Below are 17,986 nucleotides of genomic sequence, written 5' to 3' on the forward strand. Positions count from 1 at the left end.
TCGGCACGCGCCGACCGTCGTGCGGTCCCCTGCCTGGCAGTGGACCGCACGGACGCTTTGTCACGGTTTGCTTAGCGAATCCCGCTACCGGCCAGGGACTCGGGCGACCACTGCGCCTTGGAGAGCGGATCGATGTACTTGATGCCACCGTAAGGCCCGACCACGCCGTTGATGTTGTAGGAGCCGCCCACCAGGTCGTAGATCATGAAGGGCGTGGAGTCCGGGATCTGCTTGTCGTAGCTCTGGCTGAGGAACGCGAAGGAGCCACGGTACAGTTGACCACGGGCGTCGTATTGGTCAGAGGCCAGAGCGGTCCAGCTGTCTTCATCGAGGTAGAAGCGGCGCTTCTGATAGATGTGTCGGGCGCCGGCCTTGAGGTTGCCTTCCACCACCCACACCCGGTGTTTTTCCCAGCGCACGTAATCCGGTGCCAGGTGATTGGCGGCGGTCAGCGACTTGGGGTCCTGGGCGTAAGTCAGCTTGTAGGTGTTGTACGGCACGATCATTTCCTGCTTGCCCACCAGCTTCCAGTCGTAGCGGTCCAGCGCACCGTTGAACACGAAAACATCGTCGTAGGTGCCCGCGCCAGCAGTGCCAGGGTTAGGCGTGTCGTAAGCCAGGTTAGGCGCCAGCTTGACCCGGCGCTGCCCAGGCAAGTATTGCCAGGCGCGGCGCGGTTGCTGCAGCGGGTTGGCGGCGTCCTTGAGCATCACCGCTTCACCGGCCCGGCGCGCAGGGCCGGTATAGGACAGTTTCATCTGGTAGTACACGTCGGCGCTGCTGATCGGCTGCGCCAGGTTCTCGTAGATCGGATAGGAAATGAACGCCTGCCCGGTGGTCGCCAGGGTCGGCACGCCAGCGGAGTCGACGTTCCAGGAGTCGTACTTGGAGTTGATGTTGACCCCCTGATAACGCAACAGGAAGTTCCACATCGCCTCGTTGCCCGACTGCGGAATCGGGAACGGCACGCCCGGCAGCACGTTATCGATGGCCAAACCACCTTCGAGGGACTTGGCGCCGCTGGCATTCTTCACGCCGTTGTCGAGGATGGCTTTGGGCAGCGAAACGGTACGGTGGGTCGGGTAGACATTGACGTGGAAGCTCGGGAAACGCTTGGCCAGTTCCGCCGTGGTTGCACTGAGCAGGCCCTTGTACTGATCGACGTTTTTGCCGTCGATCACCAGTAACGGTTTTTCGTTGGCGAAGGGATCCGGACGCATGCTGTCACCGGATTTGAAACTGGCCGGCGGTGTGGTCAGGCCACCGTCATAGGCGGGGATGGAACCATCAGCGTTCCCGGCCTTTTCGGCGCCCACCAGGGTCAGGCTGCTGCCCAACTTGGCAGCGTCCTGGGTTGAAACAGCGGCCTGTGCCTGGGCGGCAAGGACCATGGCCAGCGAAGCAGCCAACACGGTTTTTGCGAATTTCATCTTGTTATTCTCCTGCTTGCATTGAGCAAATCAGTGGTGAATCAAAAAGTGGTTTTCATCGTCAGGTAAACGGCGCCACGGTCCTCAGTCGTGGCCCCACCACCGGAGAAGGCCGAGTAGCCGCCGCCGTAACACGCATAGTTTTCATTGCCGCTAAAGGCATTGGGTGTGGAGCCGTCGCCGCTGCCGGCATTGGCTGCGCCGGTGCTCAAACCGCTGGCGTCGCACTTGTCGGTCTTGCCGAAGGAGTCCACGTACTTCAGGTCGACGAAGTATTTGTTGTACACAACGGCACCCACGCCCACGGCATAGTTGCCGGTGTCTTTGGCACCGCCACCGGACACTGGTGATACGCCGTCAAGGCCGACGTTGATGGACATTGGTGCGTTGAGGTCGACGCCGGGAAACACCTGGTACCAGGTCGGCGTAAAGTTGACCGCGATACCCCAGTTGTCCCGGGTCGGCTGGTCGATGCCGCGATAGGTGTCCTTGCCCTTGTAGAGCGCTTCGTTCTTGCTATCGAGCTTGAGCAGGTTGCTGTAGTACAACTCGGCGAGCAGGCTGGCCGAATCGAACACCGGTGTTTTCGGGAAGGTCATCAGGCCGTTGAGCGTCCAGTGCAAGGTGTCACCGGTGGCACTCAGGCTGTCGCCCTTTTGCGGGGTGTCATAGATCACCCCGGTGGCCGCCGTGCGAGCCGGCAACAACCCAAGACCTGCGCCCAAACCCCGCGGCCCTGTCGAGCTGACAACCGCAGGAATACTGGCCAGCGGCATGTTGTGCCGAATGTTCAGGTCCGACCCCACACTGATACCGCCCACATCCTTGGACAGGCTCAGGCCGACGATCTGAATGTTGTCGGCATAGGCCAGTTGATAGGTGCTGGTGCTCAACGAATTGAGGGTGTTGACCACGGCCGGCACCATGCCGGCAGGTGCAGTGCCGTTGGGGTTGGCCGACGTCAGCCCGGTGGCGTTCAACCACGCTTGCGGCAGGATTTCCGAGGTATTGCGGTAGTAAACGCCGAGGGTGCCATCCAGCCAGGCCGGCGACCACTTGGCCATCACGCCCCAGTCACCGCGCTTGTCCGGCGTCAGGTCGTGACCGCGACGCACATTGGTCAGCCCGTTGCACGGCGCCAGACCACAACCCAGCGGACTGCCCGGCACCACGCCATTGGTGTTGCCCAGCAGGAACGACTGCGCACCGAAGCCGACCAGATCGGAACCGCCATAGTAAGTACCGGCTTCAGGCAGGCGCGCGGCGTCCCAATCGAGGAAATACTGGGCACCCACGGTCAACTCGGGATTGACCGTGAACGACATCGACAGCTGGTTACGCGGAACAAACAGTTCCTTGGCTTCGGTACCCGGCGAGGCGGCCAGTTTGGCCAGGTCCAGGCCGGACTGGCCGTAGCTGATCGAGTGCACCGGGTTGAGGATGGTTTCACCCCAGAACACGTTGTGCTGGCCGGCCTTGACACTCAACAGCGACTCCTCGCCCACTTCGGTGCTGTAGAACACGAAGGCATCGAGGATTTCGCCGGATGGACCGGTGTAGTAACGCTGGGCGTAGTTGCTCAGGTGCGGGCTGCCGTTGCCGACATTGTCGCCGGTGACCCCGGCCAGGCGCGGATCGTTGGCGACCAGACCCGACCTTGCATCATTGCCGTTGACGAACGGGTTGGAATTGGAACCGGTGTTCTCGTAAGCCTTGTCGTACCAACTGGCGGCACTGACACGAAAACCCATGTGGTTCTGGTAGACCACATCCATTTCGGTCAACAGGTCAACACGGTTGGTGATGTTGGTTCCGGCCTTGCGGAAGTTGTAGTCGCCGTCGTTGTTGTTCGGCGTTGCCAGCATGCGTTTGTCAGCGCTTTCGGTGCGTACGCCGTAGTTGTACTTCACGGTGTTATCCAGACGTACGGTCCAGTCCGGGTTACCTGTGTCGAGCTCGACCGCCTGCGCGACCGGCACGGCGGCGGCCAGGATGGCCGAGGCCAACAAGGTGTAACGCGAGGGTGCGAATCCGTGACTCTTATTGTTGTGCATTGCGTTGTCTCCGCCTTTTGTATTTGTTTTAAGCGCAGCCGCCCTCGCGCAACCCCTTGTTCCAGGGGTTTACGTTTTTCAGGAGTGGGGGCAAATGCCGGATGGCTGGGGCCAACCGGCGCCTGAATTAGCGATCCAGTTCCAGGATGAGTGCTTCGGCTTGAGGCCAGTGGCCAAAGCCTGCAGCTGGATTGAGATGACCCACCTCGCCCATATTGAGCAGTTCACTGCCCCAGCCTTCAGCCAGGCGAGTGGCAGCGTCCAGGCTGGCAAGGTGGTCGTTGGTACTGGCGGCCACCAGGCTGCGGAACGGCAGTGGCCCTTTTGGCAGAGGGCTCCAACCCTGGGTACGCAGGGTTTCAGCGGATGGGTAGCCTTGCGGCCAATCAGCATCGAGATCCGGAGGCGTCGCCAGCAGCGCACCCTTGATTGGCCGACGGTGCTGCGCCGCCCAGTGCGCGACCATCAGCACTCCGGCGCTGTGAGCAACCAGAATCACCGGCCCGTCGATCTGCTCCAGCGCGTGCTGAATCGCTTCGACCCGCTTGGCGCAATCGAGCTTGTCGGTTTCCAGCGGCGGCACACTGCGCACCTTGCAGAGCCTTGCCTCAAGCAGCGTTTGCCAATGCTCGGCAACGTGCTCGCGCAGGCCCGGTACGATCAGAACGGTTGCGGCAGTTAGCAGTTTGTCCACTTCAACACCTTCGCTTTCTCGATGACTCGACTGGCTCTATTGGCCAGGGGCTTTTTGTAGGACTGACATTAAAGAGCGCCCACCCGGGGCGCTTTTCATTGGACGTCAGGCACTTTTCTTTTCATGACAAATTTCCAGGGATCGGCACGCGCCGACCATTGGTCGTAAATCCCGGCAGGTTCTCTGCGGGTCACTGTAATCAAGGGGTGAGCGTTGATTGCTCGACGACAACGGAGGTGATTCTGGAAAGAATTGGGCGAGCGCCCTCGACAACCTCACAACTGTTCAATTGCTGATGTGCTGGATATAGTCGCCACGCTCATTTGAATCGCAACCGGCCCAGGAAAGACCTTCGCATGCCCAAGCTCGTTCGCGCCGCCGTCTTGACCAACTACCTGGAGGTCACCCAATACCTGGGGTTCAACCCGCGCGATGTGCTGGCTAGCGTCGGCCTGAGCAAAGCCCTGTTGCAAGCGCCCGAACACCGCATCCCCATCGATGCCGCCGTACGCCTGCTGGAAGATTCGGCCGCCGCCAGTGGCTGCCAGAGCTTCGGCCTGAGCATGGCCGAGTCGCGTCAGCTCTCGGACTTCGGTGTGGTCAGCCTGCTGCTCAGCCACCAGCGAACGCTGCGTGATGCGTTGCAAGTGTTGGTGCATTACCGTCATCTGATGAACGACTCGCTGGCCCTCTTCATCGAAGAGGCCGGCAAGATGGTGATTATTCGCGAGGAGGTGGTTACTGAATCGCCGATGCCCTGCCGACAAGCCAATGAACTGGCCATCGGGGTGATGTTCCGCCTGTGCGCCGCCCTGCTCGGTACCCACTGGCACCCTTACAGCGTCAACTTCACGCACCAGCCTCCCGACAACCTGCAACTGCATCGCCGCCTGTTTGGTTGCAAGCTGGAATTCGGCAGCGAGTTCAACGGCATTGTCTGCTCCGACGCCAGCCTCGACGTGACCAACCCCAATGCCGACCCGGCCATGGCGCGCTACGCCCAGAGTTACCTCGACTCGCTGCTGAGTCATGAGGGCCCATCGATGCTGTTCGAGGTGCGCAAAGCCATCTACCTGCTGCTGCCGATGGGGCGCGCCACCATCGAGCAGATCGCCCAGACCCAGGGCATGAACGTACGCACCCTGCAACGTCGCCTGAAAGACGACGGCTGCGCCTTCAACGACCTGATCAACGACGTGCGTCGCGACCTGGTGTTGCGCTACCTGGAAAACCCGAATTATTCGTTGGGGCGCATTGCCGACATGCTCGGCTACTCCATGGCGAGTTCCTTCACACGCTGGTTCATCACCCAGTTCGGCATGCCGCCCGCCGCATGGCGCAGCGCGCAAAAGCACACCGCCAAGGCACCGCCGGACCTGACCACCCTGCCCGGCTCCATCGAACCCTGAACCGGACGCAACAGACGCTGGGCATGCAAAAAAAAAGCGGCGACTGCTGGTACAGTCGCCGCAAAAGAACCGGTGTCTGTGACACCGGCGAGGAGTCCTGCGGCGAGGGAGCTTGCTCCCGCTGGGGTGCGAAGCGCCCCTCTTCCAAGGCCACTGCATTTTTTCAGAAAGTACGCGGCGACGGTTTTGGGGCTGCTTCGCACCCCAGCGGGAGCAAGCTCCCTCGCCACAGTTTTGTGTGCCTACATTCCCCAGCGCAGCAGCAACAGCACCAGCACGACAAGGAACACCGTCTCCCCCACCATCAGCAGGATCGGCTTGATGCCCACCGCCGCCAACTCCTTGAGCTGGGTCTTCATGCCCAGGGCACTGATGGAAACCACCAGGCACCAGCGCGACAATTCATTGACCGAACCCTGCACCACCGGGGCTATCCAACCGGTGCTGTTGATACAGGCCAGAATCAGAAACCCGACCGCAAACCATGGCAGCAGCGGCGGTCGTTTGCCAGCCGGGTCGGCGCCCTGCATACGGGTAATCATCGCGGCGCAGACGATCACCGGCAGCAGCATGGCAACGCGCATCAGCTTGATCACCGTGGCCGTATCGCCGGTCTCGGTCGACATGCTGTAACCGGCACCGACCACCTGGGCGACATCATGGATGGTCGCCCCCAAGAACACGCCCGCCACTTGTGGCGACAACGATAGCCAGTTGGCAATCATCGGGTACACGATCATCGCCAGGGTCGACAGCGCCGACACTCCGATCACCGTGAATAATGTCGCGCGTTCTTTCTGCGGATGGTTGGGCAATGCCGCCGCCAGCGCCAACGCCGCCGATGCACCACAAATCGCGGTGGCCCCACCGGTGAGCATGCCGAACAAACGCTGGAATCCCAGGGCCTTGGCCGCGATCACCGAGACGCCAATCGTCACCACCACCACAATCACCACCAGCGCTACAGGCTTCCAGCCCAGCGCGGCAATCTGTTCGAGCGTGATGCGCATGCCCAGCAACGCCACGCCAATGCGCAACACCGTGCGGGCCGTGAATTCGATGCCGGCCTTGCAGGCGCCGTCACCGGCCAGGAAGTTCAGCGCCATGCCCAACAACAAGGCAAACAGCATCACCGGCGCGCCGTAATGCTCGGACAAAAAGGACGCGGCCGCCGCCACGATCAGGCTGACGACAAAACCCGGCGCCAGTTCGCGCGTTCGGCTATGGATACGGGTAAGCGCGATAGCGCTCATGGCACGGACTCCTCGGGAACGATAACGATGAATGCCTGGCCGTCGATGATCTCGACCGGGTAGTTGGCGACTTTGAGCTGGGTTGAATTGAGCAAGTAACCGCTGCGCAGATCGAAGCGCAGGCCATGGGCGCAGCACTGAATCACCCGCCCCTCAAGGCGCCCGCCACACAGCGAGGCGCCTTGGTGCGGGCAACTGTCGTCAATGGCGAACAGGTCACCTTCAACGTTGAATAACGCCAGACTTTTGCCATCGAATTCGAACAGCGCACGACCACCCGCCTGCGGGAGTTTTCCGGCAGGCACAGGGACACGATGGCTCATACCGGTTGCCACCCGCGATGACTTTCAAGCAAGGCCTCGCACATGGCGGCAAGTAGTGCCTCGGCAGGTTGTGCGCCCACCATCGTCAGGCGATGGTCGAACTGAAAACTGGGCACGCCACTGGCGGCTCCCGCCTCGTTGCCGACGTAAGGATCACCGTCGCCTTGCAGGAAGGAGACCATGGCATCAGGGTCGAAACCACACGACTGGGCGATGGCGAGCAAGGTCTCCTGGCAGCCCAGATCTTCACCCAACTGAAAATAGGCCGCGAACAAACGCTCAAGCAAAACATCGCATTGGGCGCTATTGCCCAGTACGCTCGCACGCTCCAGCAAGCGATGGGCGTCGGCGGTATTGGGCATGCGGGCGATGCGGCTCAAATCGATGGGCACACCCACCGCCATCGCAGCCTGCTGCACCTGGGCCTGGCGCATCGCTACGGCTTCAGGACTGCCCAGACGCTTGAGGTAAAAATCGGCGAAAACCCCACCCAGTGCCGGCAGCTGCGGCAGCAATTGCACCCCGTGCCACACCGTCGTGATTTCCACGTCGGGCTGCTGTAATCGCAGCAGGTCTTGCGCGCGCTCCAGTTGACGCTTGCCGATCAGGCACCACGGGCAGATGAAATCGAAAAACACATCAATACGTAAACGACCACTCATAACTTCACCTCTAACGCCGCTTTGCCAATCGAATCGAGGACTTGCTCGCCTCGAAGCCGGGCGATGTCCTTGTGGTAATGACACCTGGCATAAAAAAACACGGCCGCAGCCACGATGCTGACCAGTGGCACCCACTGAAAAGCAGCCTGCAAACCGATGAGATCGGACACCCTGCCGGTGATGAATGGCCCAGGCGCCAGCCCCAGCATGTTGTTGGCCAGGGTCAGTGTGGCGAACGCTGTGCCATGGACCGAGTAATGGGTCAGGTTGGCAACCATGGCTCCGCACGGGCCGGTCGTGCCGGCGGCAATCAACATGCCCAGGCAGATCAGCGCCAATTGCACAGGCCCTGCCGGCAGCGCGAATGCCGCCGACAACAGCAGGCAACTGCCCAGGCAATAAGCGATGGCCAAAGCGACTTTGCGCTCCGGCGAATGGCGACACAGTCGATCACTGAGCATGCCGCACAGGATCATCCCCGCTCCGCTGCACAGCACGATGATCGCCGCGACACCGCCCGCCTTGTCGGTGGCCATGTCGTAGTAACGATTGAGGTAACTGGGCATCCACACAATGACGGTGCCGCCGACGAACAGTTGCAAGCCACTGCCAATGTAGGCAGCGATCACCGAGCGGCTGGAAAACAGCGTACGCAACGGACGCTTGACCGCGGCAGCTGCCTTGTTCGCCGCCTGAGCGGCACGTTGCGGCGCAATACGTGCTTCCTTGACGATGACCGGGTAAAGCACCGCCAGCAGCAGGCCGAACAGCGCCATGCCGGCAAACGACCAGCGCCAGCCAAGCTTGGCGGCGATTGCACCGCCCAGCGCCATACCTAATACCGAACCGAACATGCCGCCCGCCATGAAGGCACTGGCCAGGGTTGCACGCATGTGTTTGGGAAACACCGAAATCACCACCGCGATGCCGACGCTGCCGTACGCTGCTTCGCCGACGCCGACCATGAATCGTGCAATGAACATCTGCTGATAGTCCTGCGCCAATGCGCAGCCCAGCGTCGCCAGACTCCACAGCAAAGCCATCAGCGCCAGGCTCTTGACCCGGCCGAAGCGATCCGCCAGCAATGACAGGGGAATGGTCAGCAGCCCCACCATCAGGGCGACAATGCCACTGAGCAGGCCGAGCTGACCGTCGCTCAGGGCCCATTCGCCCTTGAGCATCGGGAACACCGCGTTCAATACCTGACGCGACATGTAATCGGAAATCAACAAGCCGAACGTCAGTGCAAAGACGATCCAGGCGTACGTGCGCGTAACGCCGACGCCACTGCAGTCATCATCGTCTGCAGCGATTGGGTGAAAGGCCATGCAGCCTCCTCAAAGCTTTGTTTTATTGTTGTTATCAAGCGTGTTGCAGTGCAGCGAGCGGGAGGCCATTGACCGCCCGCTTCGCCTGCCGATCAGCCGCGTTGCGGCACACCTTTCTGCCCGGCCTTGCGGTTGGGGGCCATGCCATTGGCCAGCAAGGTTTCTTCGATGCTTTGGTACTGCACGCCGATGCGATAGATCTCGCGGGCTTCTTTGCCCGTGGCGATTTCGCGACCCAGTTCATGGGCGATGCGTACGGTTTGCTTGATCTGCGCAACTGAGCCGAAACGATCGCCCTTGTGATCAATGATAGTGTCTTCATTGCCCACACGCGGGTGCATACCCATGGCCATCGACATGGTGTTGAACGGCATGACGTTCTTGAGCAGCGACTCGGAGGTCAAGGTGCAACCGTCTGGCGCGCGATGGATGAAGTTGAAGAAGTTAAACGGATTGGGGCCATCGAAACCGCCGCCGATACCGATCCACGTCAGGTTCAACGGGCCCTTGTAGACGCCTTTGCGCACCAGACGCTCAAGGGTTTCCATGGCATGCATGCCAGTCAGCTGGAAGTGCGGCTGGATGCCGTTGTCCATCAGACGCTTAAGGTGCTCGGCGACCCAGGCCGGGCCCGCCGGTACGGTCATCTCGCTGTAGGCCGCCTGATAGGCAGGATTGGCCAGGGACGTGCCTTCCAGGTATTCCGGATACAGCAGCTCCATGATGTTCATCTGGGTGGTGTTGATGGCCACCGTGACCTGATCCGGTTTTGGCGTCAGCTCGGCCAGCATGTGGCGCGTATCGTCAGACAGCCACTTGGCCGCTTCACCATCGCTTTCCGGGGCGAAGGAAATCGAACCACCGACCTGGATGATCATGTCCGGCACGGCTTCACGCACGCCGGCGATCAACTCGTTGAACTTGGACAGACGCTTGGAACCCTTACCGTCCAATTCACGCACGTGCAGGTGCAATACCGTGGCACCCGCCTCATAACAATCAACCGCCTTCTGCACCTGCTCGTCCATGGTCAGCGGGATGTCCTCGGGGAAGTCTTCCGGCATCCACTCGGGGCCATACGGGGCCACGGTGATCACTACTTTTTCCATGTTTTCCGGGTGCAGGGAATCGTCGAAGAATTGCATGAGTTACTCCTGTTCTTATGATTGTTGCGCCCACCCGGGATCGTGCCGGGCAGGCGTGTCTACGAGAGCGAATGCAGCGGCGGTCGATCAGTAAGTCTTGTCGCCGATGATCCCGGCGCGTTCCATCTTGCGATGGCACGGCGGGTAATCCATGACGGCGTAGTGCTGGGTACTGCGGTTGTCCCAGATGGCGATGCTGTTGGGTTTCCAGCGCCAGCGCACCTGATACTCGGGGATGTAGGCCTGGCTGATCAGGTAGCGCAGCAGCTCACTTGCCCCCGGGTTGGCGTCCTGGCCGAAGCGCACCCGATCGGGGGTGTGGTAGTTGCTCAAGTGGGTGGTAAAGGCGTTGACGAACAGCACCTTCTCCCCGGTTTCCGGGTGGGTGCGCACCACCGGGTGCTCGGCATCCGGGTACATCGCCTTGAGCGCCAGACGCTTTTCGATCGGCATGGCGGCACCGAAACTCGCTTCGATACTATGGCGCGCGCGCAGGTCGGCGATCTTCACCTTCACGTCTTCCGGCAAGCGCGCATAGGCCTCGACCATGTTGGCCCACATGGTGTCGCCGCCCACCGGAGGGCACTCTACGCAGCGCAGCACGCAGCCCATCGGCGGCGCCTCGCGCCAGGTCGCGTCGGTGTGCCAGGCGTTTTCGTAGCGGTCCATCGGCTGGTCCGGCCGCTTGTAGATGCGCACCAGCCCTGGATGATCCGGATCACTGCCGGCCACCGGATGATCCTCCAGTTCGCCAAAGCGCCGGGCGAATGCCACATGCTCGGCGCGAGTGATGTCCTGATCACGCAGGAACACCACCCGATGCTTGAGCAGCTGAGCACGAATCTCGGCAAAAAGACCGTCGTCATGCACCGCGTCGGCAAGGTTGACGCCCACCAGCTCCGCGCCAATGCTGCAGGTCAATTGTTCGACTTTCATGGCAGACAACTCCCTTAAATGACGAAAATCGATGAGCCCGTGGTCTTGCGTGATTCCAGGTCGCGATGGGCCTGCACGGCATCCTGCAAAGCATAGTGCTGGTTGATCTCGATCTTGATCCGACCGCTGCCGACCAGGTCGAACAACTCGCCCGCCAACACGGCTTTTTCCGTCGGGTTGGCGATGTAATCGGCCAGGGCCGGACGCGTCATGAACAGCGAACCCTTCATCGCCAGCAGGACCGGATCAAAGGCCGGAATCGGACCGGATGCCGTGCCGACGCACACCATCAAACCGCGACGCTTGAGCGAATCCAGGGAGCCCATGAAGGTGTTCTTGCCGACACTGTCGAACACCACGTTGACCCCCACGCCGTCCGTCAACTCGCGAACGCGCTGGGCGACGTCTTCATGGCTGTAGTTGATGACATGCTCGCAGCCATGAGCCCGGGCAATTTCACCCTTGGCCTCGGTGGACACGGTGCCAATGACATTCAGACCGAGCAGCTTGGCCCACTGCGAAACAATCAGGCCTACACCACCGGCAGCGGCATGCAGCAGAATGCTGTCGCCGGGCTTGAAGTCGTAAATACGCCGCATCAGGTACGAGGACGTCAGGCCGCGCATGGTCATGGCCGCGGCGGTCTCGAAACTGATCGTTTCCGGCAGCTTGATCAGCGGCGCGGCCGGGATCAGACGCTCGGTGCTGTAGGCACCCAATGTATTGAGAAAACCGGTGTAGGTGACGCGATCACCCACTTGTACATTGGTCACCCCTTCGCCGATGGCCTGGACCACACCCGAAGCTTCGACCCCCATGCCATTGGGCATCGGGATCGGGTAGGTGCCATTGCGAAAATAGGTATCGGCATAGTTCAGGCCAACCGCCACATGGCGCAGACGAACCTGGCCTGGACCGGGATCGCCGACGTCGACCTCTTCATAACGAAGGACTTCGGGACCACCGGTTTCGTAGAAGCGTACGGCTTTGGCCATTTTTTCTTATTCTCCAGTCTCAAGTTGGGCGTGCTGCGTCGAATTGCGCTGATTGGACTGTAGGGCGCCGTCTGGCGAGTCGCTTCTCATCAGACGACAATGGCTTTTCATTTCATGACAATGCACGTTGCCTCACGCCTGTAGTGGATGACTAATCCAGTGCCTCTCGATACCCTGCGCACCTCGGTATGATGGTGTTCCAGGTCAAACCACCTCCCCTCCAGACGAGCATGTGATGAAATCCCCTGCAGGTTTGCTGCTGTCGGCTATTGAGCTGGACCGTGCCAGCGCCATTCCCCTGTACCGCCAACTCTATTTGCAGATTCGCAAACAGATTCTCAGCGGAAAAATGCAAGGGGGGGTGCGCCTGCCGTCGACGCGAACCCTGAGCAAAGAATTGGCGCTGTCGCGGATCACCATTCTCAATGCATTCGATCAGCTGATTGCCGAAGGTTTCCTGGCCTCGCGCACCGGGGCGGGCACCTATGTCGGCAATGAGTGGGAGAGCCGAGGGATTGCCGACGAAGAGCAGCGCCAGCCACCGCGCCTGTCCGACCTGAGCCAGTCCATGCTGTCGTTGCGCAGTAGTCACTTTCGCGGGGTTTCCTATACCGATTGGGACCCAGCGACCCCCACCTCATTTCTGCCCAGCCACAGCACCTACGACGCGTTCCCGCTCGCGGTGTGGCGGCGTTTGATGAACCGCCACCTGCTCAAGCCGACCAAGGCCATGCTTGGCTATGGCGAACTGCAAGGGTTACAGGCCTTGCGCACGACGATTGCCGAGTACGTCTTTGATGCCCGTGGCATCGATTGCAGTGCCGAGCAGGTGGTGATCGTTTCAGGGGCCCAGCAAGCCTTCAACCTGTTGGGCATGCTGTTGCTCAATCCGCAGGACAGCGTGTGGATGGAAGACCCAGGACACATCGCGGCGCGCATTGCGTTGCAGGCCCAGGGGGCTCAGGTGGTCCCGTTGCGGATCGATGAACAAGGAATAGATATTCAGCAAGGCCTGGCCGAGTGCCCTGACGCCCGCTTGGTGTTTACCACGCCTTCTCGCCAGCATCCCTTGGGCGTGACCATGAGTTATGCGCGGCGACAGGCACTCATCGACTGGGCCGCGCAGTATCAAAGCTGGATCATCGAGGACGATTGCGACAGTGAGTTTCGCTACAGCGGCCGCCTCCTCCCCGCGCTCTACGCCATGGACCGGATGGCTCGAGTGATCTACATTGGCACCTTCAGCAAAGTGCTCTTCCCCTCACTAAGACTGGGCTATGTGATTTTGCCGCAAGCCCTGGTCGAACCCTTCTGTACCCTGCGCGCGGTCATGGATCGCAGCCCGCCCACGATTCTCCAGGCGACAACGGCGGACTTCATGCGCGAAGGCCACTTCATCGGCCATATTCGCCGCATGCGTGCGCTGTACCAGGCTCGCCAGCAAGCACTGCTCGAGCAACTTCAGCAACAGCTGGGCGGCTTCTTCAACATCACCCCGGTGGAAGCCGGCATGCACTTGATCGCTTGGCTGCCACCCACGCTTGATGACGGCGTGATCGCCAGGGAACTGGCCCGGCACAACATCCACACCTATGCCCTGAGCGACTACTGCCTTGAGCATGTTTTGCCACCTGCCCTGCTCATCGGTTTCGCCGGTACGCCTGAGGGCCAGGCGCAAGAACGCGTCGAGGCGCTGGCGCGGGCCTTGAGCAAAATGGGGTACCTGCAGGCCACTTGAAGCAAGGCAAGTGGTCTTATGATTTAACTGATAATGGATCTATCGAGAGTTCCTGACTGGCGCGATAAAGGCTGCGCCGGTAGACCCGGCGTCTGACCAGGAACGACTCGAATGAACAATAAGATCCAAGAGCGATTCAATGCCTTGCTCAGCCACAAGGCTGCCGAGGCCGGAACACCTCCCTTACTGACTGAAGCACTGGCCCGCCAACTGCTCGACCGCCTTGGGCAGATGCGCTTGTTTGCGCATGCCTATCCCTTGCTGACCAACCTCACCCACGGCCGCGTCACGCCTGCCGACCTGCTGGACTTCGCCTATCGCCACGAGCTGCAGGGTCTGAGCCTGCATTTGCTCGACGGCGAGGAAAACAGCCTGAGTCAAATGACACCCGCGCAGTTGCAGGTGTTTGCCGACAAGGCCAATGCACTCGGACTGGATGTGCACCTGGAAATCAGCAGCACACTGAAAAAAGATGTCGATCAGGTGATCGCCATTGCCAGAGCGCTTGCGGTCCGCAACATCCGCGTTTACTCACGTTATGAGGGGACGCTGTCCCGGGTCATGGACGTAATCGAGTCAGACCTGCATTACCTCGCGCAGCAGGCAGACGAGCACGACCTGTTCTTCGACTTCGAGCAGCATGAGGAACTCAAGAGCGCCGAGATCGCGCAACTGCTGAGCCGGCTGAACCACCCACGGCTGCATGCCTTGTTCGACTTCGGCAACATGATCAATGCGTGCGAACAGCCACTACCGGCGCTGCGGACCCTCGCGCCGCACATACGCCAGACCCACCTCAAGGGTGTGCGTATCGTCCCCGAGCACAACGGCTTCGGCCATTACGGCGTGCTCCAGGGCAGCGACGAAGACGACCTGCCAAGCGCCCGCATGTTGTTCGAACTGTTGATGCTCGGCGACTCAACCCCGCAAGTGATCGCGTTCATTCTTGAGCAGGAAAACCACTACGTCGCCCCGGCGTTCCGCCAGACCTCTGAGGCTGCCGATCCGTTCATTGCGTACCGGGACATGAGTGACACACCACTCCCGGACGGCTACTCGCTCGAACGAATGCTCGCCGACGAACACCGTTGGGCGAACAACCAGGTCGCGTATGTGCGAGGCCTGCTGGCCGAGTTCCGAACCCTGGCTGAACTGACCCTCGCCCCCCGCGAAAACGCCTGAACCTGACGTTACTTCTCGATTACGCCTGGAGAACAATAATGACAACTCGTGACAAGGCCAAATGGCTCAGATTCCTGATTCTCATCCTCGGTGGTGGCACCATCTACAAACTGGCGAACCTCAAAGACGCCTTCTACATCCCCATGCAAGAATTCATGGGCTTGAGCCACACTGAAATCGGCATGCTGTTGAGCGCCAACGCCATCATCGCCACCGCACTGTTTGTCGTCGGCGGCCTGCTTGCCGATCGCTACGACACGCGCAAACTGATCCCCATCGGCCTGATCGGTACCGGCGGCCTGGGGCTGTATCTGGCGACCTTTCCGCCTTTCAGTAATCTGCTGATCGTGTTCAGCCTGTTGGCCGTCTGCGCCGATTGCATCTTCTGGCCCTCGCTGCTCAAGGCCATCCGCAATCTGGGTGACGATCAGGAACAGGGTCGGTTGTTTGGACTGTTGGAAGGTGGGCGTGGCGTCATTGATACGCTTGTGGCTTTTTCGGCGCTGGGCGTTTTCGTCGCCATGGGCGCCGGTGAAACCGGTCTGAAATCGGCAATCCTCTTCTACTCGGTCATCGACATTCTTGCCGGAACCCTGACCTGGTTCCTGCTCAAGGGCGGCAGCGCGCAGACGCTTGCCAAGCCGAAGAACGGTTTGTCGAACCTGCTCGAAGCCATCAAGGTGCCGGGCATCTGGCTGGTCAGCCTCAACGTATTCATGGTCTACATCGTCTACTGTGGCCTGACCTATTTCATTCCCTACCTCAAGGAAATGTACGGGCTGCCCGTGGCACTGGTGGGCGCCTACGGCATCATCAATCAGTACTTCCTCAAGATCCTCGGCGGCCCCGCCGGTGGTTTCATTGCCGACAAGCAGTTCAAGAGCACCAGCCGCTATTTGAAGTGGGCATTCCTGGCCTTGCTGCCGCTGATGGGCGTCATCCTGCTGATCCCGAAAAGCCCGGGTTTTATCTATGCGGGCATGGCAGCCACACTGTCCTTCGCGCTGATTGTATTTTCCATGCGAGGCGTGTTCTGGGCGCCCATGGGTGAAGTCGGCATCCCTTCGCACATCACCGGTTCAGCCTTCGGTATCGGCTGCCTGATCGGCTACGCACCGGGCATGTTCGCTTACGTCATCTACGGCGCAATCCTCGATCATTTCCCGGGTCAGCAAGGCTACAACTACGTCTTCAGCTTGATGAGTCTGTTGGCCATTCTTGGATTCATGGTGTCCAGCCTGCTGTACAAGACCGTTCAGAATAAATCCACGGCAATCGGTGCGGTTAGCGCGGCGCAAAGCTGATCGGGTAATCGTCGCCTTTACTGAACAGGCCAAGGCCTTACGGTGGAGCTCTCACCTTGGGCTTGAAATCGTTGAGGGTTGCGACTATCAGTGAGATTCAATACTTCGAGGGCAATAACATGCCAACGACTGAAGAATCGATAATTGAAGCAGCCAGGCTGCGCGCCGCCTACCGGGGAGAAAACGAGGCGCTGGCTGCGGCTTCAGCGCTCGAAGCCCTGGCCGTGCTGAAAAAAACATTAAAGGGAGATAAGTACAAAGAGGCGCTCGAAAGGCTGTATATCGAGTATTCAACCTCTTGATCCGCCCGTGCCGCACTTGGCTGCGGCACATTGTTCGCCTATTGAGAGCGACTAAACTCCCCTCACCTCTGAATGGAGTTCCACACATGCGAACAAGCGCAGCCGTGTTAGTCCTTCTCGTTTTTGCTGTGCTGATGGTGGTTTCTTTTAACCTGAATGCTCGAAACAACCGACGCCGGAGAGAAGGTCTTTACGAAGCCTTTGAAACCACAATGCGACAGCATGGGGTCAGGTCGTTCGAAATCCTCAAAGAAAGCATTTCAATCGGAGACATCTACCGGTCATCGGAGCTGTACCGGGTAGTGCTAGATGATGCCGGGCACTACTTCCTTTACCTGCACGCCAGCGGCACAGAGCCAGTTTTCATGCCGCTGACCGAGGAGCGAGCACTGCAAGCTGCACAGGGTGGAGCAGGAATTCGGGTATAGAGGCATCGCAACCTGAATCTTCCTGCGCTCTACCTGGCCCTGCGCATCTCGCCGCGCGAAGAGTGCTCGTAGTTCAACGTCCGGCGCCACCTGGCTTCACTTGCTACCAGTACGTGACCATTCATCTCCCCTGGCGCCCGCTGCACTGGCGACTATCAGCGCCACTACACAAGCAAGCAACGAGAACACGGCAAAAGCCCCCATCACATGCAAGTAAGGCAGTAGGTTGTTCCACGCACGAGCTACCCCCAGGAAAGCGGCAAATAACCAACCGCTCATAGAGAGAGCGCCCAAGAGAGCAAGGCGAGTGCGGGCGGAGTTGTGTAACGAGACAAAGGGGGCCTTCTGCAGCAGCGGAAAACCGATCCGATGCAACAAGGCGCCATTGAGGCTAAGCAGCGCGACAACACTCACCTTGGCCCAGAGCTTTTGATTGAGCAGATACGCGCTCCCCTCATAGAGGTAACCCTGAAGCACCAGCAGCAAGCCACTTCCCCAAAGAGCCAATAACGCGAGCATGACAATTTTTTGAGTCTCGTCGAGATACTCACGCTGAAACTCACTCAACACATCCTTGCGCCAGCTCCATAGCTTTTGATCCGCCTGTAACACCCTCCCCAGAGCAATACAGGTGGCAATCAGATGACCATACACGAGTAGCATTTTGAGCATTACCTGGACCTTATTTTTATATGGGCAATGCACTCCCTCGCACCCTTGATTTGAAACTAAATGATACAGATTCATATTTGTATCAACAAGTTACATGCTCAGCCATCCATCTGGAAGCAGCACCTCAACTC

The 17,986-nt window shown here is 59.9% G+C and carries 17 protein-coding genes; 6 read left to right on the forward strand and 11 right to left on the reverse strand.

Going from position 1 to position 17,986, the window contains the following annotated elements; genetic code table 11:
* Positions 1 to 71: 71 nt before the first annotated feature.
* From PSH88_RS18725 to PSH88_RS18735, 3 genes are all read right to left on the reverse strand, one after another.
* A complete protein-coding gene (locus tag PSH88_RS18725) occupies positions 72 to 1,430 on the reverse strand; it encodes a DUF1329 domain-containing protein (protein WP_305422011.1) in 1,359 nt (452 codons plus the stop codon).
* Between the two features lie 41 nt (positions 1,431 to 1,471).
* Complete coding sequence (locus tag PSH88_RS18730; RefSeq protein ID WP_305422012.1) at positions 1,472 to 3,484, reverse strand: DUF1302 domain-containing protein; 2,013 nt, start codon at positions 3,482 to 3,484, stop codon at positions 1,472 to 1,474.
* Between the two features lie 127 nt (positions 3,485 to 3,611).
* Positions 3,612 to 4,178 carry an RBBP9/YdeN family alpha/beta hydrolase gene (locus PSH88_RS18735; RefSeq protein WP_305422013.1) on the reverse strand — a complete coding sequence of 189 codons (567 nt, stop codon included), beginning with the start codon at positions 4,176 to 4,178 and terminating at the stop codon, positions 3,612 to 3,614.
* Between the two features lie 356 nt (positions 4,179 to 4,534).
* On the opposite strand from PSH88_RS18735, the gene PSH88_RS18740 reads away from it, so the two are divergent.
* The gene (locus PSH88_RS18740; RefSeq protein WP_305422014.1) at positions 4,535 to 5,587 is read left to right on the forward strand and encodes an AraC family transcriptional regulator; all 1,053 of its coding nucleotides are present in this window, start codon (positions 4,535 to 4,537) and stop codon (positions 5,585 to 5,587) included.
* 242 nt (positions 5,588 to 5,829) lie between these two features.
* On the opposite strand, the gene PSH88_RS18745 is transcribed toward PSH88_RS18740, so the two are convergent.
* The 7 genes from PSH88_RS18745 to PSH88_RS18775 all read right to left on the reverse strand — a co-directional run bounded on the left by PSH88_RS18745 (position 5,830) and on the right by PSH88_RS18775 (position 12,229).
* A complete protein-coding gene (locus tag PSH88_RS18745) occupies positions 5,830 to 6,840 on the reverse strand; it encodes a YeiH family protein (RefSeq protein WP_305422015.1) in 1,011 nt (336 codons plus the stop codon).
* Complete coding sequence (locus tag PSH88_RS18750) at positions 6,837 to 7,163, reverse strand: Rieske (2Fe-2S) protein (RefSeq protein ID WP_305422016.1); 327 nt, start codon at positions 7,161 to 7,163, stop codon at positions 6,837 to 6,839. Before PSH88_RS18750 ends, PSH88_RS18745 begins: the two co-directional genes overlap by 4 nt.
* Positions 7,160 to 7,825, reverse strand: a complete 666-nt coding sequence (locus PSH88_RS18755; protein ID WP_305422017.1) for a DsbA family oxidoreductase — start codon at positions 7,823 to 7,825, stop codon at positions 7,160 to 7,162. Before PSH88_RS18755 ends, PSH88_RS18750 begins: the two co-directional genes overlap by 4 nt.
* Positions 7,822 to 9,153: an MFS transporter gene (locus PSH88_RS18760; protein ID WP_305422018.1), complete on the reverse strand. Its 1,332-nt coding sequence runs from the start codon at positions 9,151 to 9,153 to the stop codon at positions 7,822 to 7,824. The genes PSH88_RS18755 and PSH88_RS18760 overlap by 4 nt, the downstream gene beginning before the upstream one ends.
* A gap of 92 nt (positions 9,154 to 9,245) precedes the next feature.
* Complete coding sequence (locus PSH88_RS18765; RefSeq protein WP_038980143.1) at positions 9,246 to 10,298, reverse strand: beta-keto acid cleavage family enzyme; 1,053 nt, start codon at positions 10,296 to 10,298, stop codon at positions 9,246 to 9,248.
* A gap of 87 nt (positions 10,299 to 10,385) precedes the next feature.
* On the reverse strand, positions 10,386 to 11,234 hold the full coding sequence (locus tag PSH88_RS18770) for a TauD/TfdA dioxygenase family protein (protein WP_305422019.1): 849 nt from the start codon (positions 11,232 to 11,234) through the stop codon (positions 10,386 to 10,388).
* A 14-nt stretch (positions 11,235 to 11,248) separates the two neighbouring features.
* A complete protein-coding gene (locus PSH88_RS18775) occupies positions 11,249 to 12,229 on the reverse strand; it encodes a quinone oxidoreductase family protein (RefSeq protein ID WP_305422021.1) in 981 nt (326 codons plus the stop codon).
* A gap of 235 nt (positions 12,230 to 12,464) precedes the next feature.
* Here PSH88_RS18775 and pdxR point away from each other — a divergent pair, with 235 nt between their 5' ends.
* From pdxR to PSH88_RS18800, 5 genes are all read left to right on the forward strand, one after another.
* Positions 12,465 to 13,967 (forward strand): MocR-like pyridoxine biosynthesis transcription factor PdxR, encoded by a 1,503-nt coding sequence (gene pdxR / locus PSH88_RS18780; protein WP_305422023.1) that lies wholly within the window; start codon positions 12,465 to 12,467, stop codon positions 13,965 to 13,967.
* A 111-nt stretch (positions 13,968 to 14,078) separates the two neighbouring features.
* A complete protein-coding gene (locus tag PSH88_RS18785; protein ID WP_305422024.1) occupies positions 14,079 to 15,149 on the forward strand; it encodes a sugar phosphate isomerase/epimerase family protein in 1,071 nt (356 codons plus the stop codon).
* Positions 15,150 to 15,187: 38 nt separating this feature from the next.
* Positions 15,188 to 16,453, forward strand: a complete 1,266-nt coding sequence (locus tag PSH88_RS18790; RefSeq protein WP_305422025.1) for an MFS transporter — start codon at positions 15,188 to 15,190, stop codon at positions 16,451 to 16,453.
* A 56-nt stretch (positions 16,454 to 16,509) separates the two neighbouring features.
* Positions 16,510 to 16,755, forward strand: coding sequence for a hypothetical protein (locus tag PSH88_RS18795; protein ID WP_305422026.1), 246 nt, complete (start codon positions 16,510 to 16,512; stop codon positions 16,753 to 16,755).
* 86 nt (positions 16,756 to 16,841) lie between these two features.
* Positions 16,842 to 17,183, forward strand: coding sequence for a hypothetical protein (locus PSH88_RS18800; RefSeq protein WP_305422027.1), 342 nt, complete (start codon positions 16,842 to 16,844; stop codon positions 17,181 to 17,183).
* Between the two features lie 96 nt (positions 17,184 to 17,279).
* Here the strand turns inward: PSH88_RS18800 and PSH88_RS18805 are convergent, their stop codons facing one another.
* The gene (locus tag PSH88_RS18805) at positions 17,280 to 17,855 is read right to left on the reverse strand and encodes a hypothetical protein (protein WP_305422029.1); all 576 of its coding nucleotides are present in this window, start codon (positions 17,853 to 17,855) and stop codon (positions 17,280 to 17,282) included.
* Positions 17,856 to 17,986 lie beyond the last annotated feature (131 nt).

It is taken from the genome of Pseudomonas wuhanensis (assembly GCF_030687395.1).
In the GTDB taxonomy this organism is placed as follows: Bacteria; Pseudomonadota; Gammaproteobacteria; order Pseudomonadales; family Pseudomonadaceae; genus Aquipseudomonas; species Aquipseudomonas wuhanensis.